The organism is Aquitalea pelogenes, assembly GCF_041914625.1.
GTDB lineage: Bacteria > Pseudomonadota > Gammaproteobacteria > Burkholderiales > Chromobacteriaceae > Aquitalea > Aquitalea pelogenes.
Genome location: NZ_JAYSDA010000021.1, coordinates 64,335 through 85,525, shown reverse-complemented (window position 1 = coordinate 85,525; position 21,191 = coordinate 64,335). Strand labels below are relative to the sequence as shown.

The 21,191-nt window shown below is 58.7% G+C and carries 33 protein-coding genes; 18 read left to right on the top strand and 15 right to left on the bottom strand.

All coding sequences use genetic code 11. The features are described 5' to 3' along the window. The 13 genes from prmB to ACE3SE_RS15845 all read right to left on the bottom strand — a co-directional run. Positions 1 to 875, bottom strand: an 875-nt coding sequence (prmB, locus tag ACE3SE_RS15905) for a 50S ribosomal protein L3 N(5)-glutamine methyltransferase (protein ID WP_374556691.1), incomplete at its 3' end; no start/stop codon positions are given. 195 nt (positions 876 to 1,070) lie between these two features. Beyond that, entirely contained in the window at positions 1,071 to 2,447 is a 1,377-nt protein-coding gene (locus tag ACE3SE_RS15900) for a phosphomannomutase/phosphoglucomutase (RefSeq protein ID WP_199103740.1), read from the bottom strand. Between the two features lie 82 nt (positions 2,448 to 2,529). Beyond that, positions 2,530 to 3,558: an anthranilate phosphoribosyltransferase gene (gene trpD, locus ACE3SE_RS15895; protein WP_374556689.1), complete on the bottom strand. Its 1,029-nt coding sequence runs from the start codon at positions 3,556 to 3,558 to the stop codon at positions 2,530 to 2,532. Positions 3,559 to 3,647: 89 nt separating this feature from the next. Further along, complete coding sequence (locus ACE3SE_RS15890; protein WP_045846983.1) at positions 3,648 to 4,217, bottom strand: aminodeoxychorismate/anthranilate synthase component II; 570 nt, start codon at positions 4,215 to 4,217, stop codon at positions 3,648 to 3,650. A 93-nt stretch (positions 4,218 to 4,310) separates the two neighbouring features. After that, positions 4,311 to 4,517 carry a helix-turn-helix transcriptional regulator gene (locus tag ACE3SE_RS15885; RefSeq protein WP_374556687.1) on the bottom strand — a complete coding sequence of 69 codons (207 nt, stop codon included), beginning with the start codon at positions 4,515 to 4,517 and terminating at the stop codon, positions 4,311 to 4,313. Positions 4,518 to 4,648: 131 nt separating this feature from the next. Beyond that, complete coding sequence (locus ACE3SE_RS15880; protein WP_374556685.1) at positions 4,649 to 4,855, bottom strand: hypothetical protein; 207 nt, start codon at positions 4,853 to 4,855, stop codon at positions 4,649 to 4,651. Then, the gene (locus tag ACE3SE_RS15875) at positions 4,852 to 5,064 is read right to left on the bottom strand and encodes a helix-turn-helix domain-containing protein (RefSeq protein WP_374556683.1); all 213 of its coding nucleotides are present in this window, start codon (positions 5,062 to 5,064) and stop codon (positions 4,852 to 4,854) included. Before ACE3SE_RS15875 ends, ACE3SE_RS15880 begins: the two co-directional genes overlap by 4 nt. Before the next feature lie 18 nt (positions 5,065 to 5,082). Next, complete coding sequence (locus tag ACE3SE_RS15870; RefSeq protein WP_374556681.1) at positions 5,083 to 5,211, bottom strand: hypothetical protein; 129 nt, start codon at positions 5,209 to 5,211, stop codon at positions 5,083 to 5,085. After that, positions 5,211 to 5,582 (bottom strand): hypothetical protein, encoded by a 372-nt coding sequence (locus ACE3SE_RS15865; protein WP_374556679.1) that lies wholly within the window; start codon positions 5,580 to 5,582, stop codon positions 5,211 to 5,213. The genes ACE3SE_RS15870 and ACE3SE_RS15865 overlap by 1 nt, the downstream gene beginning before the upstream one ends. Positions 5,583 to 5,672: 90 nt before the next feature. Next, complete coding sequence (locus tag ACE3SE_RS15860; RefSeq protein ID WP_178973502.1) at positions 5,673 to 5,867, bottom strand: hypothetical protein; 195 nt, start codon at positions 5,865 to 5,867, stop codon at positions 5,673 to 5,675. Continuing rightward, positions 5,864 to 6,013 (bottom strand): hypothetical protein, encoded by a 150-nt coding sequence (locus ACE3SE_RS15855; protein WP_374556677.1) that lies wholly within the window; start codon positions 6,011 to 6,013, stop codon positions 5,864 to 5,866. The genes ACE3SE_RS15860 and ACE3SE_RS15855 overlap by 4 nt, the downstream gene beginning before the upstream one ends. Beyond that, positions 5,983 to 6,183, bottom strand: coding sequence for a hypothetical protein (locus tag ACE3SE_RS15850; protein WP_374556675.1), 201 nt, complete (start codon positions 6,181 to 6,183; stop codon positions 5,983 to 5,985). Before ACE3SE_RS15850 ends, ACE3SE_RS15855 begins: the two co-directional genes overlap by 31 nt. Before the next feature lie 172 nt (positions 6,184 to 6,355). Further along, on the bottom strand, positions 6,356 to 6,664 hold the full coding sequence (locus ACE3SE_RS15845; RefSeq protein WP_374556673.1) for a hypothetical protein: 309 nt from the start codon (positions 6,662 to 6,664) through the stop codon (positions 6,356 to 6,358). An 85-nt stretch (positions 6,665 to 6,749) separates the two neighbouring features. Here ACE3SE_RS15845 and ACE3SE_RS15840 point away from each other — a divergent pair, with 85 nt between their 5' ends. Beyond that, positions 6,750 to 6,995, top strand: a complete 246-nt coding sequence (locus ACE3SE_RS15840) for a hypothetical protein (protein ID WP_374556671.1) — start codon at positions 6,750 to 6,752, stop codon at positions 6,993 to 6,995. Between the two features lie 463 nt (positions 6,996 to 7,458). Here the strand turns inward: ACE3SE_RS15840 and ACE3SE_RS15835 are convergent, their stop codons facing one another. Next, on the bottom strand, positions 7,459 to 7,854 hold the full coding sequence (locus ACE3SE_RS15835) for a hypothetical protein (RefSeq protein WP_374556669.1): 396 nt from the start codon (positions 7,852 to 7,854) through the stop codon (positions 7,459 to 7,461). A 102-nt stretch (positions 7,855 to 7,956) separates the two neighbouring features. Here ACE3SE_RS15835 and ACE3SE_RS15830 point away from each other — a divergent pair, with 102 nt between their 5' ends. The 4 genes from ACE3SE_RS15830 to ACE3SE_RS15815 all read left to right on the top strand — a co-directional run bounded on the left by ACE3SE_RS15830 (position 7,957) and on the right by ACE3SE_RS15815 (position 10,225). Continuing rightward, complete coding sequence (locus ACE3SE_RS15830) at positions 7,957 to 8,202, top strand: transcriptional regulator (RefSeq protein WP_374556667.1); 246 nt, start codon at positions 7,957 to 7,959, stop codon at positions 8,200 to 8,202. Between the two features lie 66 nt (positions 8,203 to 8,268). After that, positions 8,269 to 8,847 (top strand): hypothetical protein, encoded by a 579-nt coding sequence (locus ACE3SE_RS15825; RefSeq protein ID WP_374556665.1) that lies wholly within the window; start codon positions 8,269 to 8,271, stop codon positions 8,845 to 8,847. A 167-nt stretch (positions 8,848 to 9,014) separates the two neighbouring features. Then, positions 9,015 to 9,287, top strand: a complete 273-nt coding sequence (locus ACE3SE_RS15820; protein WP_374556663.1) for a hypothetical protein — start codon at positions 9,015 to 9,017, stop codon at positions 9,285 to 9,287. Then, positions 9,284 to 10,225: a hypothetical protein gene (locus tag ACE3SE_RS15815; RefSeq protein WP_374556661.1), complete on the top strand. Its 942-nt coding sequence runs from the start codon at positions 9,284 to 9,286 to the stop codon at positions 10,223 to 10,225. The genes ACE3SE_RS15820 and ACE3SE_RS15815 overlap by 4 nt, the downstream gene beginning before the upstream one ends. A gap of 208 nt (positions 10,226 to 10,433) precedes the next feature. Here the strand turns inward: ACE3SE_RS15815 and ACE3SE_RS15810 are convergent, their stop codons facing one another. Next, a complete protein-coding gene (locus ACE3SE_RS15810; RefSeq protein ID WP_374556659.1) occupies positions 10,434 to 10,709 on the bottom strand; it encodes a hypothetical protein in 276 nt (91 codons plus the stop codon). A gap of 20 nt (positions 10,710 to 10,729) precedes the next feature. Between ACE3SE_RS15810 and ACE3SE_RS15805 the strand changes: the two genes are divergently transcribed. The 13 genes from ACE3SE_RS15805 (at position 10,730) to ACE3SE_RS15745 (ending at position 21,190) form a co-directional block, all read left to right on the top strand. Continuing rightward, on the top strand, positions 10,730 to 11,215 hold the full coding sequence (locus ACE3SE_RS15805) for an HNH endonuclease signature motif containing protein (protein ID WP_374556657.1): 486 nt from the start codon (positions 10,730 to 10,732) through the stop codon (positions 11,213 to 11,215). Positions 11,216 to 11,472: 257 nt separating this feature from the next. Continuing rightward, a complete protein-coding gene (locus ACE3SE_RS15800) occupies positions 11,473 to 12,240 on the top strand; it encodes a hypothetical protein (protein ID WP_374556655.1) in 768 nt (255 codons plus the stop codon). A gap of 14 nt (positions 12,241 to 12,254) precedes the next feature. Beyond that, positions 12,255 to 13,925, top strand: a complete 1,671-nt coding sequence (locus ACE3SE_RS15795; RefSeq protein WP_374556653.1) for a terminase large subunit — start codon at positions 12,255 to 12,257, stop codon at positions 13,923 to 13,925. Further along, a complete protein-coding gene (locus ACE3SE_RS15790; protein ID WP_374556651.1) occupies positions 13,922 to 14,089 on the top strand; it encodes a hypothetical protein in 168 nt (55 codons plus the stop codon). The genes ACE3SE_RS15795 and ACE3SE_RS15790 overlap by 4 nt, the downstream gene beginning before the upstream one ends. Then, positions 14,089 to 15,303, top strand: coding sequence for a phage portal protein (locus ACE3SE_RS15785; protein ID WP_374556649.1), 1,215 nt, complete (start codon positions 14,089 to 14,091; stop codon positions 15,301 to 15,303). The genes ACE3SE_RS15790 and ACE3SE_RS15785 overlap by 1 nt, the downstream gene beginning before the upstream one ends. Continuing rightward, positions 15,300 to 16,235: a S49 family peptidase gene (locus tag ACE3SE_RS15780; protein ID WP_374556647.1), complete on the top strand. Its 936-nt coding sequence runs from the start codon at positions 15,300 to 15,302 to the stop codon at positions 16,233 to 16,235. The genes ACE3SE_RS15785 and ACE3SE_RS15780 overlap by 4 nt, the downstream gene beginning before the upstream one ends. Positions 16,236 to 16,282: 47 nt before the next feature. Beyond that, positions 16,283 to 16,687: a hypothetical protein gene (locus ACE3SE_RS15775; protein ID WP_374556646.1), complete on the top strand. Its 405-nt coding sequence runs from the start codon at positions 16,283 to 16,285 to the stop codon at positions 16,685 to 16,687. Between the two features lie 396 nt (positions 16,688 to 17,083). Next, complete coding sequence (locus ACE3SE_RS15770; protein ID WP_374556645.1) at positions 17,084 to 17,344, top strand: hypothetical protein; 261 nt, start codon at positions 17,084 to 17,086, stop codon at positions 17,342 to 17,344. Beyond that, complete coding sequence (locus tag ACE3SE_RS15765) at positions 17,341 to 18,117, top strand: phage antirepressor KilAC domain-containing protein (protein ID WP_374556643.1); 777 nt, start codon at positions 17,341 to 17,343, stop codon at positions 18,115 to 18,117. The genes ACE3SE_RS15770 and ACE3SE_RS15765 overlap by 4 nt, the downstream gene beginning before the upstream one ends. Before the next feature lie 109 nt (positions 18,118 to 18,226). After that, positions 18,227 to 19,021, top strand: a complete 795-nt coding sequence (locus ACE3SE_RS15760; protein ID WP_374556641.1) for a hypothetical protein — start codon at positions 18,227 to 18,229, stop codon at positions 19,019 to 19,021. Then, positions 19,011 to 19,355 (top strand): hypothetical protein, encoded by a 345-nt coding sequence (locus ACE3SE_RS15755; RefSeq protein ID WP_374556639.1) that lies wholly within the window; start codon positions 19,011 to 19,013, stop codon positions 19,353 to 19,355. Before ACE3SE_RS15760 ends, ACE3SE_RS15755 begins: the two co-directional genes overlap by 11 nt. A gap of 92 nt (positions 19,356 to 19,447) precedes the next feature. Continuing rightward, on the top strand, positions 19,448 to 20,767 hold the full coding sequence (locus ACE3SE_RS15750) for a phage major capsid protein (RefSeq protein WP_374556637.1): 1,320 nt from the start codon (positions 19,448 to 19,450) through the stop codon (positions 20,765 to 20,767). Between the two features lie 222 nt (positions 20,768 to 20,989). After that, positions 20,990 to 21,190 (top strand): hypothetical protein, encoded by a 201-nt coding sequence (locus tag ACE3SE_RS15745; protein ID WP_374556635.1) that lies wholly within the window; start codon positions 20,990 to 20,992, stop codon positions 21,188 to 21,190. Position 21,191: the final 1 nt, after the last annotated feature.

Below are 21,191 nucleotides of genomic sequence, written 5' to 3'. Positions count from 1 at the left end.
CGGGTCAGCAGGAAGACAAAGCCATCGCCGCTGGCGGTTTCCATCCACATGAAGGGCAGGTTGGGAAAGCATTCTTCCAGCATGTCACGGTTATGGCCGATTTCCACCAGCAGCACGCCATGCTCGGTCAGCAGGTCCGGCGCGCGGCGCAGGATTTCGCGGGTGGCGTCCAGGCCGTCTTCGCCCGAACCCAGGGCAATTTCCGGCTCGTGCAGGTATTCCTGCGGCAGCGCATCCACCGATTCGGCATCCACATACGGCGGGTTGGCGATGATCAGGTCGTAGGGCTCTTCCAGCCCTTCGCACAGATCGCTGTGAATCAGCTGGATCTGGTCTTCCAGACCGTAGTTCTGCACATTGATGGCGGCCACTTCCAGCGCATCCAGCGAAATGTCCACGGCGTCGATTTCAGCATCCGGGTAATGGTGCGCCAGCTGGATGGCCAGGCAGCCAGAGCCGGTGCACAAGTCCAGCGCACGATGAACCAGTTCGGGATGTTCAATCCACGGTTGCAGCGGTTCACCCAGCAGTTCGTAGATGAAAGAGCGCGGCACCAGCACGCGTTCGTCCACATAGAAGCTGAATTCGCCCTGCCAGGCTTCGTGGGTGAGATAGGCCACCGGTACTTTTTCTTCGGCACGACGTTCGATCAGGTCTACCACGTCCTTGACTTCAGTCGGCAGCAAGCGGGCATCCAGATAGGGTTCCAGCCGGTCGATCGGCAGCTTGAGCGTGGTGAGGATGAGGTAGGCGGCTTCGTCGTGGGCATTGTCGGTGCCGTGGCCATAGGTGAGGCCGGCCTGATTGAAACGCGACACCGCAAAACGCAGCAGATCGCGTACGGTGCTAAAGCTGCTGGCAGCCTGTGCGTACATGCTTGTCCTTTCTGGACAGGGTAGGGTTTCGCCCTGTCGATAATGACAAGGGACATGGCTTTGCATGTCCCTTGTGGTCTGGTTTGGTCGCCATTATAGCCAAGCGACCAGTGCTGCACTATATCGGTGAATATCCGCGTAGGCTTGATGGCGGTGGCAGGCAGTATTGCGCCACCGTCATGCAATCAGTTCCGCTCAGAACGGTAGTGCGGCGTCGGTGGCGGCAGACAGCACACGGCGGAAGTCGGCCTTGATGCGTTCCAGCGCTTCGGCATTGTCCGCTTCAAAACGCAGCACGATTACCGGTGTAGTGTTGGAGGCACGCGCCAGACCAAAACCGTCTGCGTACTCTACGCGCAGGCCATCCAGCGTATTCACTTCGTCAGCCCCTTCAAACTTGGCCGATGCCTGCAGTTTGGCAATCAGTGCGTGGTTTTCGCCTTCGGCCTTCATCTTGAGGTTGAGTTCCGGGGTGGAGATGGCGTTGGGCAGTGCATTGAGCACGGCGCTGGGGTCTTCCACGCGGGACAGTACTTCCAGCAGACGCACGCCGGCGTACATGCCGTCATCAAAGCCGTACCAGCGTTCCTTGAAGAATACATGGCCGCTCATTTCACCGGCCAGCAGTGCGCCGGTTTCCTTGATCTTGGCCTTGATGAAGCTGTGACCGGTACGAGCCATCACCGGCTCGCCGCCGTTTTCCAGAATCCACGGCTTGAGCAGACGGGTGGATTTAACGTCGTAGATGATCTTGGCCTTGGGGTTGCGTTCCAGCACGTCGGCGGCAAACAGCATCAGCTGACGGTCCGGCCAGATGATGTTGCCATCCTTGGTCACTACGCCCAGGCGGTCGCCGTCACCGTCAAAGGCCAGGCCCAGTTCGGAGTCGGTCTTGGCCAGCGCTTCAATCACATCCTGCAGGTTTTCCGGCTTGGCCGGGTCCGGATGGTGGTTGGGGAAGGTGCCATCCACTTCGCAGAACAGCTCGCGTACGCGGCAGCCCAGGCGGCGGAACAGCACCGGAGCAAAGGCACCTGCCACGCCGTTACCGCAATCCACCACGATATTCATATTGCGTTCCAGCTTGATATCGCTGGTGATGCGGTCCAGGTAGGCGTCCACGATATCATGAGTGCGGTAGCCGCCTTCACCATGACTCAGGTCCTTGTCCTTGATGCGCTGGTAAAGACGCTGGATGTCGTCGCCAGCCAGGGTGTCCCCGGCCAGCATCATCTTGAAGCCGTTGTAATCCGGCGGGTTGTGGCTGCCGGTCACCATCACGCCGGACAGGGTGCCCAGTTCGTATGCGGCAAAGTACAGCATCGGCGTGGCCACGCGGCCCACATCAATCACATCCACACCAGCAGCGCGAATGCCGCTGGCCAGTGCATCGCTCAGGTCCGGGCCGGACAGGCGGCCGTCGCGACCGATCACAATGGCTTTCACCTTGCGGACTTGCGCTTCGGAGCCAATGGCATGGCCAATCTGCTGTGCCACTTCAACAGTCAGGGTTTTGCCGACGATGCCACGGATATCGTAGGCCTTGAAAATGTCTTTGGACGGTGTGCTCATGGTGGTAGGCAAAATCTCGTAATCAAAAATCAGTAAAACCGGCCATCAGGGAAGGATGGCCGCGAAAAGAAAAGTATAAGACTCAAGCTGCCAAGGATTGGCTGAGCGCAATCAACTGGTCCAGCTTTTGCCGTGCTTTGCCTGTGCTCAGAACCTGGCGGGCCAGGGCAATGCCTTCGCTCAGGCTGGCACAGACATCGGCAGTGTAAATGGCCGCACCGGCATTGAGTACGACAATGTCGTAGGCCGGGCCGGGCTGATTATCCAGCACCGACAGCAAAATGTCGCGCGATTGTGCGGCAGTACTGGCCTGGATTTCCTTGAGTTCGAAGAATTCAAAACCCAGCTCGCGCGGGTCCAGCGTGTATTCTTCAATGCGGCCGTCTTTCAACTCGGCCACCAGCGTGCAGGCGCTGAGGGTGATTTCATCCAGCCCGTCCAGCCCATGCACAATCATCACGTGCTTGCTGCCCAGTTGCTTGAGCACGCGCGACTGAATGCCGACCAGGTCGGGGTGAAACACGCCCATTACCTGATGATCCGCCCCGGCCGGGTTGGTCAGCGGGCCGAGGATGTTGAAGATGGTGCGCGCGCCCAGTTCCTTGCGGATGGGAGCCACGTGCTTCATGGCACTGTGGTGATTGGGGGCAAACATGAAACCGACACCGATTTCGTCGATGCAACGCGCAACCTGTTCTGGCGTCAGGTTCAGGTTGACGCCCAGGAGTTCCAGCACATCGGCGCTACCAGAGCTTGACGACACCGAACGACCACCATGCTTGGCCACGCGTGCACCAGCGGCCGCAGCCACAAATGCAGCGGTGGTGGAAATATTAAAAGTATGGCTCTTGTCACCACCGGTGCCGCAGGTGTCGATCAGGTGATCGTGCCGGGAAACCGGCACCGGGGTGGCAAATTCACGCATTACCGTGGCGGCAGCGGCAATTTCCGACACGCTTTCCACTTTGGTACGCAGGCCGATCAGAATGGCTGCGGTTTGGGCCGGGGTCAGCTCGCCGCGCATGATCTGACGCATCAGATCCAGCATTTCATCAAAAAACAGTTCGTTGCCGTCAATCAGCCGGTTCAGCGCGGCCTGGGGGGTAAGCATGCAGATATCCTTAGATTCACAGTGGCCGGTATGCGAGGCAGGCCGGCACAGGAAAGAACCTCGCTGCAACAACGAGGTGTCCATATTGCTCAGGCAAATTCCTTGAGGAAGTTATCCAGCATCTGATGACCGTGCTCGGTCAGGATGGATTCCGGGTGAAACTGTACACCCTCAATCGGTAAGGTTTTGTGACGTACGCCCATGATTTCGCCATCTTCGGTCCAGGCGGTAATCTCCAGACAGTCCGGCAAGGACTCGCGCTCGATCACCAGCGAGTGATAGCGGGTGCAGTTAACCGGATTGGGCAGGCCACGGAACATGCCGATATCGTGATGATGCACCGGAGACACCTTGCCATGCATCAGTTGCTTGGCATGGATGATCTTGCCACCAAAAGCCTGGCCAATGCCCTGATGGCCAAGGCAGACACCCATGATGGGCAGCTTGCCGGCAAAGTGCTGGATGGCTGCGACAGAAATACCCGCTTCGTTCGGCGTGCAGGGACCAGGCGAGACAACCAGATATTGCGGTGCCAGCGCTTCGATCTCTTCAATGGTGATTTCATCGTTGCGATAAACGCGGACATCCTGCTTGAGCTCGCTGAAATACTGCACCAGGTTGTAAGTAAAAGAGTCGTAGTTGTCGATCATCAAAAGCATTAATGGTCTCCGATCATTGATTTGTAAGGCTTTTCATGTTGAGCAGTGCGATTTCCATGAAATCTTCCAACAATGTTCCAACCATTTGCTGAACTACCCTGCTGCCTTGTGATTGTCTGGATGCCATGGACGACCTTCAGCAAAACATTTGATCCACTCGTCCACTTCATGTTCTATCCACCGAGATGCCCGTCCATTATGCCTTGGTCGTGGAAACTGTCCAGCTTTGATCCTCCTGCGGATTGTTGATTCTGACATCTCCAGTCTTTCCATTACGGTTTCGATTTTGATGAGTCTCATGATGTGTTTCCTTCGTAGATGGTTTCTTTGATATGCCGTTGTACATGCCGGTGCATTCATGTCTGCTGGATGCTAGTGAGTTGGTACGTCAGGAGAGCGGCACGAAGTATTTCCATATCTTCAGTGGTGGCTTATCTCGTCCTTCTATAGATAAGTCCGGGCGTGATGACGAACTCCTCATCGTCAAGTTGTTCCATTTCAAAACCCCCGTCCGCTTCTATAACCCCTGCACGCACAAACTCGTATTTCGAGCCATCCGAATAGGAAAGGCTGGCCGGGATGTCTTGGCCCATGAATTGCCCGATGACAGGGCCTCTGTCGATCAGCTGCTTATTCACGTATTCCCCTTCACTTCATACGCGTCTACTACCTCATGTAGGTACACCACCCCCAGCAGGCGGCGGACGGGTTTGGGCATGGGGCGGCCGCTTTCGTAGCGGCTGCCGCCGGATTGGGTGACGTCGATTCGCTTCCAGAATTCGGACTGGTTCATGCCCAGCTGGTGGCGCAGTTGGCGTGGGTCGACGGCGGGGAGGTTGGTGCTCATGGTTTTTCCTTTGTCTGATCAGAATGGCAGCCAGCCGTGGCGGATGGCGTATTCGGCCAAGGTATCCAGCAGTGCCAGGGTGAAGGCGGCGAGGCTGCCGTAGAGCAGACCTCGGCCGAAGATGTAGAGCAGGACGTCGCGCAGCATCAGGCGGGCTCCGTGGCCGGGCAGGTGATGGCGCTGGTGCAGATATATTGCACCGGGCCGTTGCGCACCAGGCAGTTGTTGCGTGGGCCGTGCTGGTCGTCTGCCTGCCAGCTGTGGATGAATTCGATCAGCGGCAGGTTTTGCTTGAGGGCGATTTGCAGGGCGTCGGGGTGAGTGTCCGGGTCGGCGTTGATGTGGATGTCCAGGCCGCTGCTGCTGGCATAGACGGTGACTTTGCCGTCCAGGGCCATGGCGATGGCTGCGGTGTGCTGGATGACTTCGGGGGTGATCAGCGCCGCGGCCTGGCTGGTGGTGCTGATTTGCTGGATCAGGTCGCTGTGCATCTGGTGTTGGAGTAGCAGGGTGTTCATGGTGTGCTCCTGTGTTATTCCACCCGGGTGGGGTGCGGGCAAAAAAAGGCCCGCGTTGGTGGGCGGGCGGTGCTGCGCTGCGGCGTGCGGTCATTGGTAGCCATCGGCGGTGCGTTCCTTGAAGAACTGGCGGTCGTCGTAGTCGTTGCGGCGGCGGCGCAGTTCGCTGGCTTGTCTGATGGCCTCGGCCGGTAGTGTGGGTGGCGCGGTGGCGTAGAGCAGGGCTTCGCGGGCGTCGAGGATGGTGCGGCGCAGGTAGCGGGATGAGACGGGCTGAATGTTCATGCGTAGTGCCTCATGGTGTGGATGGGCTGGCCCCAGCGGTTCCAGCCTTCAAAATGAAGCCGCTTGCCACGCTGACGCAGGTGCTGGGCGAGGGCTTCGCTGATGTGGCCGATGATCAGGTCGGTGTTGCGCCAGTTGATGTGCATGCTTGCTCCTGGTGTGGGGGTGGGCCTTGTTGGGCTTTGCCGTTGAGGTAGGCGACGCGTTCGGCGGCGGCGTGACGGTTGCTGTGGTCGCTTTCGGGTATCCAGTTGCCCTTGGGGTCGTAGAAGCCGACGGTGAGCAGGCCGGGTTCGGTGCGGGTGTAGACGTACATGGCTGTCCTTTTGGTAAGTTGGTGATGGCATTTGTGTGGGGATGTGCTGGCCTTTCACTTCGCCAGCGCGGAGGCCGTGGTAGATATCAGTTTTCGCACTTACTTCACCACGGAGGATTGCTATGGATGTCTTCGGTTTGTTTGTCGTGACAGGAGAGGTGAAATGAGCGTTTTAGATAACCAGATTGTTGAGATGGCCTGTCCGAATTGCGGCAAGAAATTCAAGAAGCCGCTGCGATGGTTCAAGGTGAATCACCAGCCTTGCCCCCAGGGTTGCGGTGTGACTTTTGAAACCGATCAGTTCCGGGTGGAGATTGCAAAGGTCGAGCGCCAGCTGGCGAACCTCCTGCGGGGCCTGTGACAGGGCTTGGCTGAGTTGTTCCACCGCCTGGCGGTAAAGCTGGGTATCTGTATCCAGTTGCAGCGGGATTCTTGGCTTCGCAGTGGTCTGCGCTGAGACGGGAGTGTCGTTGTTTGTCATCACTTATCCGTTTCTTTGGTAAAGCCACTTTTGATGAGTGGGTTGCGGTTAATTCTTGAAATGACAAAGTCATGAGGGGTTGAGCATGAATGACGATATTCCGGTTTTCCCGCTGGCAGGTTGGGAGCTGAAAGAGCATAAAGAACAGCCCTTGCTGATGTTTCAGCCTCATTTCATTTCCAGCCTAATGCAGCCACTAGATCAGCCAACTGTTGATCGGTTATACGTTTTGACTCCAGCAGTCGCCCGGGAGCTAGGTGAAAAGCTGCTGGCTTGTGCTGCTCGACTGGAGAAGCGTTGTGAGTCTGCAGACGGGCACACGCTCCAGTAGCGAGGAATGGACAGTCTGGTTTGGCTAGGATCTGATGTTCTGCAGTATGGCTCTCAGCTGCTGCTGGTTGTCGGATGGTAAGGTCTGATTTGCTTGGCTCTTTGGTAGTCATCTCATTTCCTTTGTTGTACGTTGCCGCTCCTTGTGAGCGGCTTTTTGTTTGCTCTTGCTCCAAAGCGCGCGCTGCGGTGTGGCGTGCAGGGCTGCTGTCGTGGGCTTGGCCACGGCAGTGCTTTGCGTGTGGGGTTGCCGACCGTGCGGGTCGGGGCGCATTCGTGGGTTGTTAAAGAGCAATGTGCTGCGGTTGCTCAAAGTTAACCCTATGGTTTATTTCAATCAACATCAAAAGGTTAAGTTTTTGGGATTTCAATTCTTTAGGACAGAGAATGAAAAAAGCCCGCGAATGCGGGCTTGAGGTTTGGATGTTCAATTTGGGGCTGTGCTGTTGCTGGCAGCCATTGGGTTAACTGCTTTTGCGAATTTCTTCAGCCAGTTTGCTGATGAACTCGAAAGCTGCCTTGCCTTTGAGCTGTCTGCCGAGCTGTCTGGCAAGGTCGTCGATATTACTGGCACTGATTTGGTATTGCGGTACTTGCTGCGGGCTTTTGCTGCCTGTTTCCACCTTGTTTCCCGTGTCGACCTGGTCAATTGACAGGTCTAGCCAGCCGGTGTGCAGGCCACAGGCGGTTTCGATTTTGTCACGCATCTTTTCGCCCATGTTTTTTGATCCGGTGATGTATCCGGATATCAATGCAGGGGCGACACCTATCCTTTCGGCCAGTAAGACTTGCCGATCATTGAATTGCTCTTTGATGAGCTGAATAAGCCTTGTCTGGCGGACTTCTTGGCGTTTTTTCATGCTGTCGATTCTGGTTAATGTTTACCAAAGAGTAAATATCTATCTGGTTGATTTAAATTAGCCCTGTGGTTATCTTTGTGGCGCTATCCATAAGGAGCCGCCATGAATCTACGTACCTTCCTCAACAGCATGAAGCCTGCCGAGCAGGCTGAATTTGCTCGTCGTTGTGATACGTCCATTGCCTATCTTCGCAAGGCAATCAGCTCAAGACAGCCTTTGCGCGTGGCTTTGTGCGTCGATATCGAGCGCGAGAGCGGTCGTTTGGTAACGCGCCAGGAGCTACGTGCTGACTGGGCCAGGCTGTGGCCGGAGTTAATTTCCGCGAGTGCTGATGTGCCTTTGGCGTGACTGAAATTAAAGCTGAATTCTGACCTAAAAGCCGGAATATTCCTGCGAAGTATAGCGAGGCATCCCATGCAAAACCTGCAATTCAAACCACAAGAAACCCCTATTGGCGCGTTGCGTAACGCACTGCATGCCTGGCGTCAGCGGGAGCGCTGGTCGATGGAGACGCTGGCCACGGTGGTGGTGGAGCATTACTACGCCAGCGGCTTCGATAGGGTGTGGCTGGTGGAATTCCAGCAGCCGGGCCGGGGCAGTGATGCGGCGCGGGTGATGAAGACCAATGCGGAGCGATTGGGGCGTTGGCTGGATGACCAGACCAAGGATAGCACCTTGCTGCCCTTCAATCTGTTGCCGGTGTTGCTGTCGGCCATGCCTGCGGATTTGCGTTTGCAGTGTGCGGTGGAGTTGTTGTTGCCGGTTGGCCTGGATGTGTCGTTGCGCGCTGGCGAGGCGGTGCAGGCTAGCCATGCGTCTGTGTTGGCCTGCCTGGCGAAGGAGGCCGGCGAGGGGCTGGCGGCGTTTGCGCTATTGGCCGACCAGATGGGGCCGCAGGAGTTGAGGCAGGCTCTGGTGGAGCTGGAGGAGTCGAGTCAGGCGCATGTGCGGGCCTTGGGCCATATCCGCGCTTTGCTGGATGTGGGTGGCTGAGATGGCTGCGCCCTTGCAGCGTTTGCGCTTTCGCCTGGTGATGCGTTCAGCGTTTCGAGCGCGTTATTGCCCGCGGGAGTTGAAGCGGGTGCGGGGCAAGCAGTGCTTGCAGGAGCTGTTGGCCTTGCTGGATGAGAAGGTGCAGGCGTCGGCCCGGGAGAAGGGCCGTGTGGCCTGATTTGTGGGTGAAGGTGAGCGGTGATGTGGTGAAGGATGCTGCTTATCTGCTGTCGTTGCGCGGGGTGGCGGGTGGTTATGCCGCCCGGCAGCGGGAGTTGAAGCGTCTGGCTGTGTTGTATGGCGCGGGTTACCGCATGGATGTGGAGCGGGTGTTACGCGATGGGCCGGGGGCGTTGGTGCCGTCGACTCGTTCGGCGGGGCAGCGTGAGGCTGCCTTGGCGGAGGCGCGGGCGATTCTGGAGCGGAAGGGGGCAGGGTGAGCGAGGGTATTTTTCTGACCATGGTGGAGTGGGAGGCTTTGAATGGCCTGCCGGATCAGGATTGCCGGATGTATGTGTTGATGCGGCAGTGGATGGATCTGGCGAGTGGCATTGTGGGTGGTCGGCCCGGTCCTTTGATCAGCTATCGGCGCTTTCGTGAGCATATGGAGGTGCAGCGCGAGCGTGGCTCGACGGCGGCACCGACGCGGCGGTCGGATGATTCACTGCGGGCGTCAGTGGCCAGACTGGTGCGTTTCGGCCTGATCAAGCGGGTGGTGGTGAAGGGGGCTGGGCGTTTCGTTTTTTGCTATCGGTTGTTGTTGGCCAAATTGCGTCGGGATGAGGAACCCCGCGTGGAACGGGGGCATGTCACGGATGGGCCGTTGCCGGTGAAAGCCACGTCGTATGTGGCTTTGCTGCGGGAGCGTGCATCACGCTTGTGGGGCCGTCCGGCACGGGATGAGCCCCAGCCATCTGGGGTAACCCGTATTGATAAAACAGCCCGTAAGGGTGGTGGCGCTGTGGATAAGCTGGCTTCGATGCCGCTGGCGGATCCGTGGCGGCTGGCGGCGGAGCAGGCCTTGGGGCCGTTGTTGCTGGGGCATGAGCTGCTGTGTCCACATTTGTCATCTGCCTTTGACCGGCTGGCAGCGGTGATGCGGGTGCGTACGGTGAGCCATGCGGAGTTGGGGCGTTGTCTGGCCATTGCCCGGCGGATGCGCAAGGTGGTGTCGATTCCGGCCTACGCGGTGGGGATTGTGCTGGATGGTACGGAGCTGCGGCGTTTGCAGCGGGCGGGTGGTGGCAAGCCTGTTGCTGTCCAGGTGCGTCCAGTGGTCGAACCGTTTACCGGGCCGCTGGTGCAAACGCGTGCGGTGCAGCAGGCGGCTTTGTCTTCAGCAAGGCGGATTCTGAGTCGGGTGGGTGCTGGCCTGTAGCAACGTTGCTTCGTCAGGAGGTGGTATGGAGGCGGTGCGGCGTGAGGATTTTCCGCAGTATTTGTGGCTAGCCATGGAGGATTGGGCGTGGTGTATGACTTCCCCCAGGCATGCCTGGTCTATCACTGGGAGTGCCGAATGTCGGGTAAGGAGTTGTCGTTGTCCTCTTTGTTATCAGCTAGATGAGCCATGTTCTTCATGTGTTCGTTTATCTAATCAACCTCGGCGTGTAGTCGATGTGGACCTGTCCGAAAGTATTGAACGTGCTTGGGTTGGAATGTCTGTTCGACGTGTCGAAAAGCAGCTGCTCCGCGGTTTTTTCATTTGGCGTAAGTCCCCGCGGCGCTTGGCTTTTGATGCCGGAGTAAGGCGTGATGATTTCTGGTTCTTGCTTTTGCGTGGTGCCAAAGAGGTTTATGAGTTGGCCAGGGTTGAGCAGTTCAGGGCTTGCAGTAAGACCGGTTTCAGCAAAGAATGCAGCCATCGCGAAAGTGATCAGGCGGGATGCCGGATAAATGTGGGGCCAGAGGCCTCACCGGTCGCGACCAGGTAAAACGCAAGTCAGACAAGCCCTTCAGGAAACTGAGGGGCTTTTTACATTTCGGGGGCTATATGGTTCATGTACCCAAGCGGCCTTGTACCGCACCAGGATGCCGGGAGTTTTCAATTCCGGGCTCCAGCAAGTGTGAAATGCATGAGGTGCAGCGGCGTCAGCAGGTGGAGGCGCGGCGAGCAGCTGACCCGGAGAAAGCGAGATACCGGCGGTGGTACAAACTGCGGATCTGGTATGCCCGGCGGCATGACTGCCTAAAGGCTGCACTGTTTCGTTGTGCCACACCGGGCTGTCTGGAACGGGCGACAGATGTGGATCACATCAAACCGCATCGAGGGAATTGGGATTTGTTTGTGGACCGGAACAACCTGCAGGCGCTGTGCAAGAGCTGCCACTCACGCAAAACCGTCCGCGAGGACGGTGGTTTTGGTCAGTGAGGGCAGCACTTGCGGCAGGGCCAGACAGACGGGAGGGGGTATGAAATCCTCCAGAAGACCGGATCAGCGAGGACCGCATGCCTAACCACGTGTTTTCTTTTGGTGAAAAATCATAGGGGGGGGTCTAAACCCCTTCACTAAGCCCTGATCGGGGCTTTTTCCGTTTTTGATGTTCCGTTTGCCGAGAAAGGCTGGCTATGGTCACGACAAGCCCCAAGACGGCGGCTTCTGTGGTGATACCCAAGCCGCCTGCATTTTTGAAGTCCCGACGGGCCCGCGAAGTATGGCGCTACATCATCAGGACCTTGTCCCAGGCAGGTTTCGACTATCAGTCCGCCTTGCTACAGATTGCGCTGCTGGCTGACAAGGTTGATAGCTGGCGCTGCCATGTCGATGCCATCGAGTTGGCCGGTTGGCGTTACGACGAAGACAGTAATGGCGGCTCGCTGGAAACAGACGAATCCAGGGCCGAGCGCCGGGCCCGTACCGAAGTGCTGAAAGACCTGGACGAAGGCGGGCTCACTGTCATCGCCGCAGGTCGCGTTCGCGCCATCAACAACCTGCTGACTGGCGACCTGTTTGCCGCCGACCCGTTCGCCATGCTCGAAACGCTCGATGCATCAGGCAATCTGCTACCGGAAGAACCACCCTGGCGACTGACCAAGGCGGAACGCAAGTTATGGAAAGATCTCCAGCCGCTGCTATCGGGTAGCGGCTTCGACTTTTCCACCGCCGGCATCGCCCTGGGGCTGATCTGCGCCGCCATAGTGGACTGGTTGGCCTGCAAGGAGTGGATCGAGGCCAACAAGGGCAAGCTGTTTGCCATCGCCAAAGACACCGGCCGACCCTACGAAGTCAGCGCCAGTTACAACCGGCCCAAGATCGCCAGCCAGATTCGGCTGATGTTGAAGAAAAACGGAATGACGGTCAGCGCATGCGCCAGAAACAAGCTACTCAGCAAGGGCAGGGTGCTCAGCGAAGAACTGGTCGAACTGCTCAACTTCATCAACGACCGGCCAGACTGATTCCTGCTAGCTACGTGCTGCAACCGTGGGACCAGTACGGCCTGGATGTACTGGAAGGGCGCATCAAGAGCGGCCGCTACACGCGACTGGCAGTCGAGCGGCATTTTCGAGACCTTCGGCAACAGGCAGGCCGCCAACTGGTATGGCGGCCGGAAATGGCCCGCCACGTGCTGGAATTTTTCCCACGCTACTGCCGCCATTTCGATGGCCAATGGAATGGCAAACCGGTCGAGCTGGCACCCTGGCAAGCTTTCTGGCTGGCGGTGGAATTCGGCTGGTATCGCGAAGATGGCCGCCGCCGCTTTCGCACCTGGTACGAAGAAGTTGCCCGCAAGAACGGCAAATCCACCAAGCTGGCCGGGCTGGGCATCTACCTGTTTGCCCTGGACAAAGAGGCTGGCGCGCAGGTCTACACCGCGGCCACCAAGCTCGATCAGGCCAAGATTACCCACTCGGCCGCGGAAATGATGGTGGCCAAATCACCGGCACTGCGCCAGTTGGTGCAGAACAACAAGAACATCCTGCGGATTCCGGGCACTGCCAACCGCTATGTCCCGCTGGGTGCGGATGCCAACACCCTTGATGGCCTCAATGTGCACGGAGCCATCATGGACGAACTGCACGCCCACCCCACGCGGGCCTTGTGGGACGTGATCGACACCGGCCGCGGCTCGCGTCGCAACAGCATCATGCACGCCATCACCACCGCCGGTTTCAATCAGGAAGGTTCCATCTGCCTGGAGCAGCGTGGCTACCTGATCCAGATACTGGAAGGCCAGCTGCAAGACGACAGCTACGGCGGCGTCATCTACACACTGGACGAAGGCGACGACTGGTTCGACCACAGCAACTGGGTCAAGGCCAACCCCAATCTGGCGGTTTCGGTCAATCTGGAAGAACTGGACAGCCAGGCCCAGAAAGCCCGGCATGAACCGGCAGCACTCAACAACTTTCTCACCAAGCGGCTCAACATCTGGACGCAGGTCGAACGCAGCTGGCTGTCGCTGGATGCATGGAACAACAACGCCCAGCCAGTTGATGCAGAAGCCCTGAAAGGACGAACCTGTTTCGGCGGGCTCGATCTGGCCAACAAGATCGACATTGCCGCCTGGGTACTACTGTTTCCACCGGTCGAACCCGGTGACAAATGGGCCATCCTGCCGCGCTTCTTTGTCCCGGCCGACAACATCGCCCTGCGCGACCGGCAAGACCGCGTGCCCTATACCAGTTGGGCGCGGCAAGGCTTCATCACTGCCACTGCCGGAGTGCAGATCAACCAGGACGCCATCCGCGCGCAAATCCTGCAGGACGCAGCCGATTACGACATCCAGTCCATCGGCTTTGACGAATGGAACGCCGGCAAGCTCGCCAGCGAGCTGATCGAGGACGGGCTGGAACTGGTGGCGCTCAGCCAGAACTTCCAGAACCTGTCCGAACCCTCCAAGGAACTGGAAGCCCGGCTGCTGGCCGGCAACTTTGCCCACGGCGGCAACCCGGTACTGCGCTGGATGGCAGGCAACGTGGTCGTCATCAGCGACAGCAACGGCAACTACCGGCCCAGCAAAAAGAAATCGCGAGAAAAGATCGACGGCATCGTCGGCCTCATCATGGCGCTCAACCGCGCCCTGTACCACAAACCCGCCGCACCCTACGTGTCGGCCTACGAAAACGAGGTCTGCCTGTGAGCAAACTGGACATCACCACCTTGCTGGTCGGACTGTGTGGTGCTGCGGCCGTTACCACTGGCGCAGCACTGCTACACCCCGCAGCGGGCTGGGTCTGCGGCGGCAGCCTCGCCCTGGTCTGGTCATACCGCACCGCCCGTGCCGCGGCACAGAAAGGCCAATAATGTTCACCACCCAGCAGTTCGGTACGCAAAGTGCCGCCAGTCCGGACAAAGGCTGGATCTCCAGCCTGTTCGGCCATGCCGCCCGCAGCGCCGCCGGCATGCAGGTGAGCCCGGACACCGCGCTGGCCCTTACCACCTACCAGGCCTGCGTCTCACTGATTGCCGAATCCGTCGCCCAGCTGCCGTGCGAGCTGTACCGCCGCCAGGGCGATCAACGCGAGCGCGCCACCGACCATCCGGTCTATCAGCTGGTGCACCACCAGCCCAACGCCTGGCAAACCGCATTTGAATACCTGGAACAGCAGCAAATCGCCAACGGCCTGCGCGGCAACAGCTACGCCTTCATCGAGCGCGACCGGGCAGGGCGGCCCACCGCACTATTGCCGCTGGATACCGACAAAGTGCAGGTCCTCAAGGGCAGCGACAACCTGCCGTACTACCGCCTCAACGGTGGCAGCCCGCTGCCCAAGCGCATGATTCACCATGTGCGCTGGTTCACCCTCAACGGTTACACCGGCGTCAGTCCGGTACAACTGCACTGCAACACCCTGGGCCTGGCCATGGCCACCCAGAACCACGCCAGCAAAGTGTTTGCCAACGGCACCCACCTGGCCGGTGTGCTGGAACGCCCCGCCATGGTCGGCCAGCAAGAACTCAAGGCACTCTCCAGCGACAAGATCCAGAAGGTCAAGGAAGCCTGGAAAAACGAATACAGCGGCGCGGACAACGCCATGAAAGTCGCCGTACTGCAAGACGGCATGAGCTTCCGCGCCCTGTCCATGACCAACGAAGACGCCCAGCTGCTCGACAGCCGCAAACTGTCCGCGCTGGAAGTCGCGCAAATCCTCAAGGTACCGCCCCACAAGGTCGGCCTGCTGGAACGCGCCACCAACAACAACATCGAGCACCAGGGCATCGAATACGTCATCTACTGCCTCATGCCCTGGCTCAAGCGCTTCGAACAGGCGCTGATGCGAGACCTGCTGCTGCCCGACGAACGCGCCGACTATTACATCGAATTCAACGTCGGCGGCCTGCTGCGTGGCGACCAGTCCAGCCGCTACGAAGCCTACGCCAAAGGCCGCCAATGGGGCTGGCTGTCCGTCAACGACATCCGCCGCCTGGAAAACCTGCCACCGGTCCCCGGCGGCGACATCTACCTGCAGCCGCTCAATATGGTGCCGGCCGGCAGTACCCCGGAGCTACAACCATGAAAAAACACCTGTTCCTGCACCAGCTGTTCAACCAGCCGCTGCTGGTCCTGCCCGACGTACTGCACGAAGCCGTTGCCTGGGCTGGCGGCCGCATGGGCATCAACCTGCAACAGGTCAACATCCAGCTCCCGGCGCTGGCCAGTGCCGACCTCGGCCAGCCCGCCATGCAAGCCCCGGCCCAGCCCACCGCCAGCCAGCAGCAGGGCGTCCTTACCATCCCGGTACACGGCATCCTCGTGCCACGCGCCAACGACGTCGGCCTGTGCAGCAACCAGACCAGCTACGAAAGCATCCGCCAGCAGCTCAATGCCGGGCTGGCCGACCCCGCCATCGGCCACATCGTGCTGGATCTGGCCACCCCCGGTGGCGCAGCCGTCGGCTGCTTCGAGCTGGCCGCAGACATCCGCGCCGCCACCGCCCGCAAACCGGTTACGGCCATCGTGCATTACACCGCCTACAGTGCCGGCTACGCACTGGCCAGCGCCTGCAGCGAAATCGTGCTGTCCCAATCTGCCGGTGTCGGCAGCATTGGCGTCATCATCAAGCACCTGGACATCAGCCAGCAGCTGGCCGAAAAGGGCATCGTCGTCACCACCCTGTACCGTGGCGAACACAAAAACGACATGGCCAGCGAAGCCCCGCTCAGCGAAGCCGCACTGGCCACCGTCAACACACTGCTGGACCGCCACTACCAGCAGTTCTGCCAACAGGTGGCAGCCCACCGTGGGCTGGACATCGGTGCGGTACAAGCCACCCAGGCCGGGCTGTTCTTCGGAGCCGATGCCGTTGTCGCTGGCCTGGCCGACCGGGTGGAAACCCAACAGCAAACCATTGACCGGATTGCCGGTCAGCTTGCTCGGTCATCCTCGGCTTTTGTTCATAGAATGCACGCGACAGGAATAGCCATGCATATGAAAATTGCATGCAATTAAGTTAAGATAAAACGTCGATTTTGGCATTCGCAAACAGTGGCAGGGTTATGAGAAAATATTTTATTGTTACTGTGTTTATTTTTTGGGCTGTTACTTTCAGTTTTTCGAGCTTTGCACCAGCAGGGTTGCTGCTTCCGCATTGGTTGGAAGCGTTTTTATTAGGGGATTTTATTGCTATACCTATAGCGGCATTTTTATACTCGGTTGCATTGAATAGGAAGAAAGGGGTTGTAGGTGTAAAGTTGATTTTTGGTGCTGACTTTGTCCAGGTGATGATTAGAATTTTAATCTTGCCTTTGTTGGCAATTGCCGGTTGCTTTATATACTCGATTTATCTTTCTCAATCGACTGGTGCTGATTTGTATGGTTATCAGGATTTGCTGGTTCACTCTCTTGTTTTCGGACTGAATGGATGCTCTGTTTATTATTTGCGTGGCATGTTTGATTCGTGAAGTGTCATGTCTTGTATTTTAGGGGCATTTTTTCACTCGGCATTAGGCTGGTAGCCAGCAATCGCAGTACCCCACACCGCCCCCGTGGCGGTTTTTTGTTGCCTGTTTGTTTGTTCAACCCACCCCTTCGATCAGTTTCCCCCACGCACCCACTCAGGCTAGCCTGCGGTCAGGTGCTGATAACACCAGTCGTTTCGCCACAGCGTGCTCAAAAGGGCCGCATCGGGTACCATTCCTGTGCGGTTTTTTTGCGTCTGTCGATTCTTCGATGGGCGGGAGTGCGAGGAATACAAGACCCGCAAGGGAAATTACTCCGCCGGCTGTGGACGGTTATCAGCTCCTGCCCGCCCGTCTGATAAACGGGTTTGTCGAACCTCTTCCAACAGGAGAATCGCCATGACAACGCATTCCCATATCCCGCCACCGGCCAGCCCACTGCTGACCAAACTGTGCAGCATGGCTGAAGACAATACTGCCATCACCATGCAACACGCGGATGCCTTGTTCGGCATCCTTTCTGCCATCGCCCGCCTGTCGCAGGACGACACCATCACCCAGCTTGCCATTCACGGCAAAGGGCTGACGCAAATCCTGTACAGCGATGTCGATGTCTATCTCGATGATGTGCTCACCCTCAGCATGGAGGGCCAGCCATGACCACAATGATGATGAAGGATCCCGAGCTGACCATGAGCAGCCGGGAGATTGCCGAGCTGTGTGATAAGCGCCACGACAATGTGATGGCTGACATCCGTAACATGCTGACGCAGCTGCAAATTCAATCTCCTAAGTTCTTAGGAGATTACAAAGATGACCGTGGCCGCACATACCCGTGCTACCTGCTCGACAAAGAACTGACCATGACGCTGGTTGCTGGCTATAACGTGGTCCTGCGCAACCGCATCATCAAACGCTGGATGGAGCTGGAGCAACAGCTGAGTACAGCCGCCGTGTTGCCGGATTTTACCGACCCGGTCATTGCCGCCCGCGCCTGGGCCGACCAGCTGGAAAAGCGCGCCCTTGCCGAGCAACAGAATGCCCTGCTGGAACACAAAGTCGCCGAACAAGCCCCCAAGGCCCAGTTTCACGACGACGTGGCCAGCAGCATCAACGCGCAAACCTTCGATCAGGTAGCAAAAGAGCTGCGCACCGGCCGCATCCGCCTGTGCCGCTGGCTGCGCGAACAGGGCTATCTTATGCACAGCAACGAGCCTTACCAGCGCTACATCGACCAGGGCCTGTTCCGCATGGTGCCACGCGTCCGGCGCGACCAGCGTACCGGCGAAAACATCAACTACAGCAAAACCCTGATCACCGGCAAAGGGCTGACCCACATCTACCACCGCATCCAGGAACTGGCCGAATGCATCGACCTGCTGGCCGAGGATGACCAGCTGGAACAAGGCCAACGGCGTATTACCCGGCATTGATCCGCCGCCCGACACCGCCTGCGGGCGGTGTCGGCTTGTCCGGCTGGGCTGGCCAGAGTGATGGCTTTTGTCGGCTTCGCGCCGGACTGCGCCATGCTACCGTGAGTGCATGGCAAAAGCGCAAACAGTTACCCAAGGCCATATTGATGCTCTCAATACCGCCTTGTTTGGTGAAAATCCCCCCAGCGAATTCCTCCTGAAACAATGGGAGAGAGACGCACGTGCCTTGATCCGCAAGGGCGGCAACGAGGCCGCAGATGGCTATCAACTGCTCGGTGTGCTTGCGGTATTCAACAATGATGTTGAACAGATAGACGCCAATTTCCAGAAGGCCATGCGTCTGGACCCCGGCACCGCTTTGATTGCGGAGAACTACGCCACCGCGCTACTGGCAACCCTGCATTCCCGCCGCGCCTGCCAACGGGTGCTGGACTTCGGTCTGGACCGGCTGCTGCGGCAGGGGGGCGATGCAAGCAAAGCCCTGGCCGTCCTGCTTTCAGTCTGTGGCCATGTTGGCAAGGCACTGGAACTGATAGGCGATACTGGAGAACCCATGGAAACAAGCCAAACCACAACGGCAGAAATCAGCATCCAGTGGATTGCCTGTGCACATGCCGAATTACAGGAAGTCGGCCTGAATGACGATGCGCTTGCCTGCTGGATAGACTGTGCGGAAACCGTACTGCGCGAAAAGCTGCCCGAAACCGGTTGCAAGCCCTGGCAATTACGCGCCGAGTATCTGTATATGGAGGAGTTTGGTTGCGCAATTGACTATCACGCACCAGTCACCGCAGGACAGGCGCTGGAGCTAAACCTGGCCATTTTCGCCGCCCAGGCCCGGCTGGACTATCCCACCGTGCTCAGTTTTCCCACCATCTCCGTGGTGCCGCATCGTGCCGGTTAGTCCAGAGCATTTCCTGCGCGCAGCCGAACTGATGCTGGCCAGCGGTAGTGAAATGGCATGCCGTAACAGTGCCAGCCGTGCTTACTACGCGGCCTATCACCATGCCTTGCAATACGCAGCAAAGGCAAGGCTGGCACCAGTCGCAACCAGTACCGGCTTGCACCGGCAACTATCCCTGCGTTTTGAACAGGCCCGTGCCAAGGAAATCGCACAACTGCTCAGGGCCATGCACAAATGCCGTTGCAAGGCGGATTACCGGCTGACACAAACCATCACCGTGCAGGAAGCACAGCAACAGTGTCTGGCAGCGCAGGCGCTCATGACCAGTTTGTAAATCGCACCACCTGCCAATGAAAGCCCTTCATCCGAAGGGCTTTTTACGTCCCACACCGCCCCCGAGGCGGTTTTTTTACGTCTGGAGAAACCATGCCCACCATTCTGGAAATGAAAGCCCGCCGCGCCGATATCGCCGCCCAGGTCCAACAACTGGCCGAGCAGGAACAGGCCGGTACCGAACTGACTGCCGAACAGCTGCAACAAGTCACCGATCTGCAGCAGGAATTCACCGCGCTGGGCAACAAGCTGGCCCGCGCCGAAGCAGCGGAGCAGATGCAGGCTGCCGCTGCGCAGCAAGTGGAAACACTCAATGCCCAAGGGGCACCCCCGGTTCTGCTACCAGCCACGCCGGCGGCACCGCGCGTCAAGGGTGCTGCTGTTGCCCGCATGGCCATGGCGCTGATTCAGGCACAGGGCAATTACCAGCTGGCGGCGGACATTGCCGACAAGGGCGGCTACGGTGGCGAAGTCGCCGCCGCGCTCAACAGTGCCACCCCGTCGGCTGGTGGCGTGCTGATTCCCAGCAACCTGGCCAGCGAAGTCATCGAACTGCTGCGCCCCAAGGCCGTGGTGCGCCGCATGGGTACCCGCTCGCTGCCGCTCAACAATGGCAACCTCACCTTGCCACGGCTGAAGGGTGGGGCGGCGGTCGGCTACATCGGTACCGATACCGATGCCCCGGTTACCGGTGCCGAATTCGACGACCTCAAGCTGTCGTCCAAGAAAATGGCCGCACTGGTGCCCATCAGCAACGACCTGCTCGGCCATGCCGGTATCAGCCCCAATGTCGACCAGGTGGTGGTGGACGACCTCACTGCCGCCATCGGCGCCCGCGAGGACAAGGCCTTCATCCGTGACAACGGCAGCGGCAATCTGCCCAAGGGCCTGCGCTTCTGGGTGCTGGACGGCAATGTGTTCAAAGCCCCTGAAATCAAGGCCATCGACGCACCGGCGCTGCAAGCCATCGAAAACTACCTCAACCAGCTCATCCTGGCGCTGGAAGGGGTGGACGCCAATATGGTCACCCCGGGCTGGCTGATGTCGCCGCGTACCTTCCGCTTCCTGGAAGGGCTGAAGGACATGAAGGGCAACAAGGTCTACCCGGAACTGGCCACCGGCCAGCTCAAGGGCTACCCGGTGGGCCGCACCACCCAGATTCCCAACAATCTGGGCGAGGGGGGTGATGAGTCCGAACTGTACTTCGCCGACTTTGCCGACTGCTTCATCGGTGAGGACCAGTCCCTGCTGATCGACTTCAGCAAGGAAGCCACCTACAAGGACAACGACGGCCAGGTCATCAGCGCCTTCCAGCGCGACCAGACACTGATCCGCGTCATCGCCAAGCACGACTTCGGCCCGCGCCACCGCGAATCCATCGCCATTGGTGTTGGCATCAAGTGGGGCAAGTAAACCACCCGGCCAGTCGGCAGCGGCTGGCCAGGCTGCTGACAAAGTCATTGGGTGCGATTACGCAGGACCCGGCAAAGCCGGGCCTTTCGACTCAGTGGTTGATTCCGCAGCCTTCCGATCTGTTCCCAATCCCCCCGCCCTTGCCCTGCAAGGGAGCCTCGCTTTCCTTCAAGAAAGCGAGAGGGGTTTGTCAATCATCTGCAGCCAGCCTGGGAGAGAACCATGCGCAGCATCACCTTCCTAAAGCCTCACGGCATTTATACCCCCGGCGATATCGCCGGCTTCGCCGACGAAAACCGCGCCGCCCAGCTGGTGGACGCCGGTATTGCCGCCGATTACACGCCAGACGGGCAGGGCAGCCCACCACCCGCCAACGGTAAAAAAGGCAAACCGGCACCCGATGCCGACAATGGCGGAGGCTGAA

Coding starts and splice junctions, on each gene's coding strand:
- ACE3SE_RS15900 (WP_199103740.1), bottom strand. CDS start 2,447: ATGAGCACACCGTCCAAAGACATTTTCAAGGCCTACGATATCCGTGGC.
- trpD (WP_374556689.1), bottom strand. CDS start 3,558: ATGCTTACCCCCCAGGCCGCGCTGAACCGGCTGATTGACGGCAACGAA.
- ACE3SE_RS15890 (WP_045846983.1), bottom strand. CDS start 4,217: ATGCTTTTGATGATCGACAACTACGACTCTTTTACTTACAACCTGGTG.
- ACE3SE_RS15885 (WP_374556687.1), bottom strand. CDS start 4,517: ATGAGACTCATCAAAATCGAAACCGTAATGGAAAGACTGGAGATGTCA.
- ACE3SE_RS15875 (WP_374556683.1), bottom strand. CDS start 5,064: ATGAGCACCAACCTCCCCGCCGTCGACCCACGCCAACTGCGCCACCAG.
- ACE3SE_RS15870 (WP_374556681.1), bottom strand. CDS start 5,211: ATGCTGCGCGACGTCCTGCTCTACATCTTCGGCCGAGGTCTGCTCTAC.
- ACE3SE_RS15865 (WP_374556679.1), bottom strand. CDS start 5,582: ATGAACACCCTGCTACTCCAACACCAGATGCACAGCGACCTGATCCAG.
- ACE3SE_RS15860 (WP_178973502.1), bottom strand. CDS start 5,867: ATGAACATTCAGCCCGTCTCATCCCGCTACCTGCGCCGCACCATCCTC.
- ACE3SE_RS15855 (WP_374556677.1), bottom strand. CDS start 6,013: ATGCACATCAACTGGCGCAACACCGACCTGATCATCGGCCACATCAGC.
- ACE3SE_RS15850 (WP_374556675.1), bottom strand. CDS start 6,183: ATGTACGTCTACACCCGCACCGAACCCGGCCTGCTCACCGTCGGCTTC.
- ACE3SE_RS15845 (WP_374556673.1), bottom strand. CDS start 6,664: ATGACAAACAACGACACTCCCGTCTCAGCGCAGACCACTGCGAAGCCA.
- ACE3SE_RS15840 (WP_374556671.1), top strand. CDS start 6,750: ATGAATGACGATATTCCGGTTTTCCCGCTGGCAGGTTGGGAGCTGAAA.
- ACE3SE_RS15835 (WP_374556669.1), bottom strand. CDS start 7,854: ATGAAAAAACGCCAAGAAGTCCGCCAGACAAGGCTTATTCAGCTCATC.
- ACE3SE_RS15830 (WP_374556667.1), top strand. CDS start 7,957: ATGAATCTACGTACCTTCCTCAACAGCATGAAGCCTGCCGAGCAGGCT.
- ACE3SE_RS15825 (WP_374556665.1), top strand. CDS start 8,269: ATGCAAAACCTGCAATTCAAACCACAAGAAACCCCTATTGGCGCGTTG.
- ACE3SE_RS15810 (WP_374556659.1), bottom strand. CDS start 10,709: ATGGCTGCATTCTTTGCTGAAACCGGTCTTACTGCAAGCCCTGAACTG.
- ACE3SE_RS15805 (WP_374556657.1), top strand. CDS start 10,730: ATGCCGGATAAATGTGGGGCCAGAGGCCTCACCGGTCGCGACCAGGTA.
- ACE3SE_RS15785 (WP_374556649.1), top strand. CDS start 14,089: ATGTTCACCACCCAGCAGTTCGGTACGCAAAGTGCCGCCAGTCCGGAC.
- ACE3SE_RS15780 (WP_374556647.1), top strand. CDS start 15,300: ATGAAAAAACACCTGTTCCTGCACCAGCTGTTCAACCAGCCGCTGCTG.
- ACE3SE_RS15775 (WP_374556646.1), top strand. CDS start 16,283: ATGAGAAAATATTTTATTGTTACTGTGTTTATTTTTTGGGCTGTTACT.
- ACE3SE_RS15770 (WP_374556645.1), top strand. CDS start 17,084: ATGACAACGCATTCCCATATCCCGCCACCGGCCAGCCCACTGCTGACC.
- ACE3SE_RS15765 (WP_374556643.1), top strand. CDS start 17,341: ATGACCACAATGATGATGAAGGATCCCGAGCTGACCATGAGCAGCCGG.
- ACE3SE_RS15760 (WP_374556641.1), top strand. CDS start 18,227: ATGGCAAAAGCGCAAACAGTTACCCAAGGCCATATTGATGCTCTCAAT.
- ACE3SE_RS15750 (WP_374556637.1), top strand. CDS start 19,448: ATGCCCACCATTCTGGAAATGAAAGCCCGCCGCGCCGATATCGCCGCC.
- ACE3SE_RS15745 (WP_374556635.1), top strand. CDS start 20,990: ATGCGCAGCATCACCTTCCTAAAGCCTCACGGCATTTATACCCCCGGC.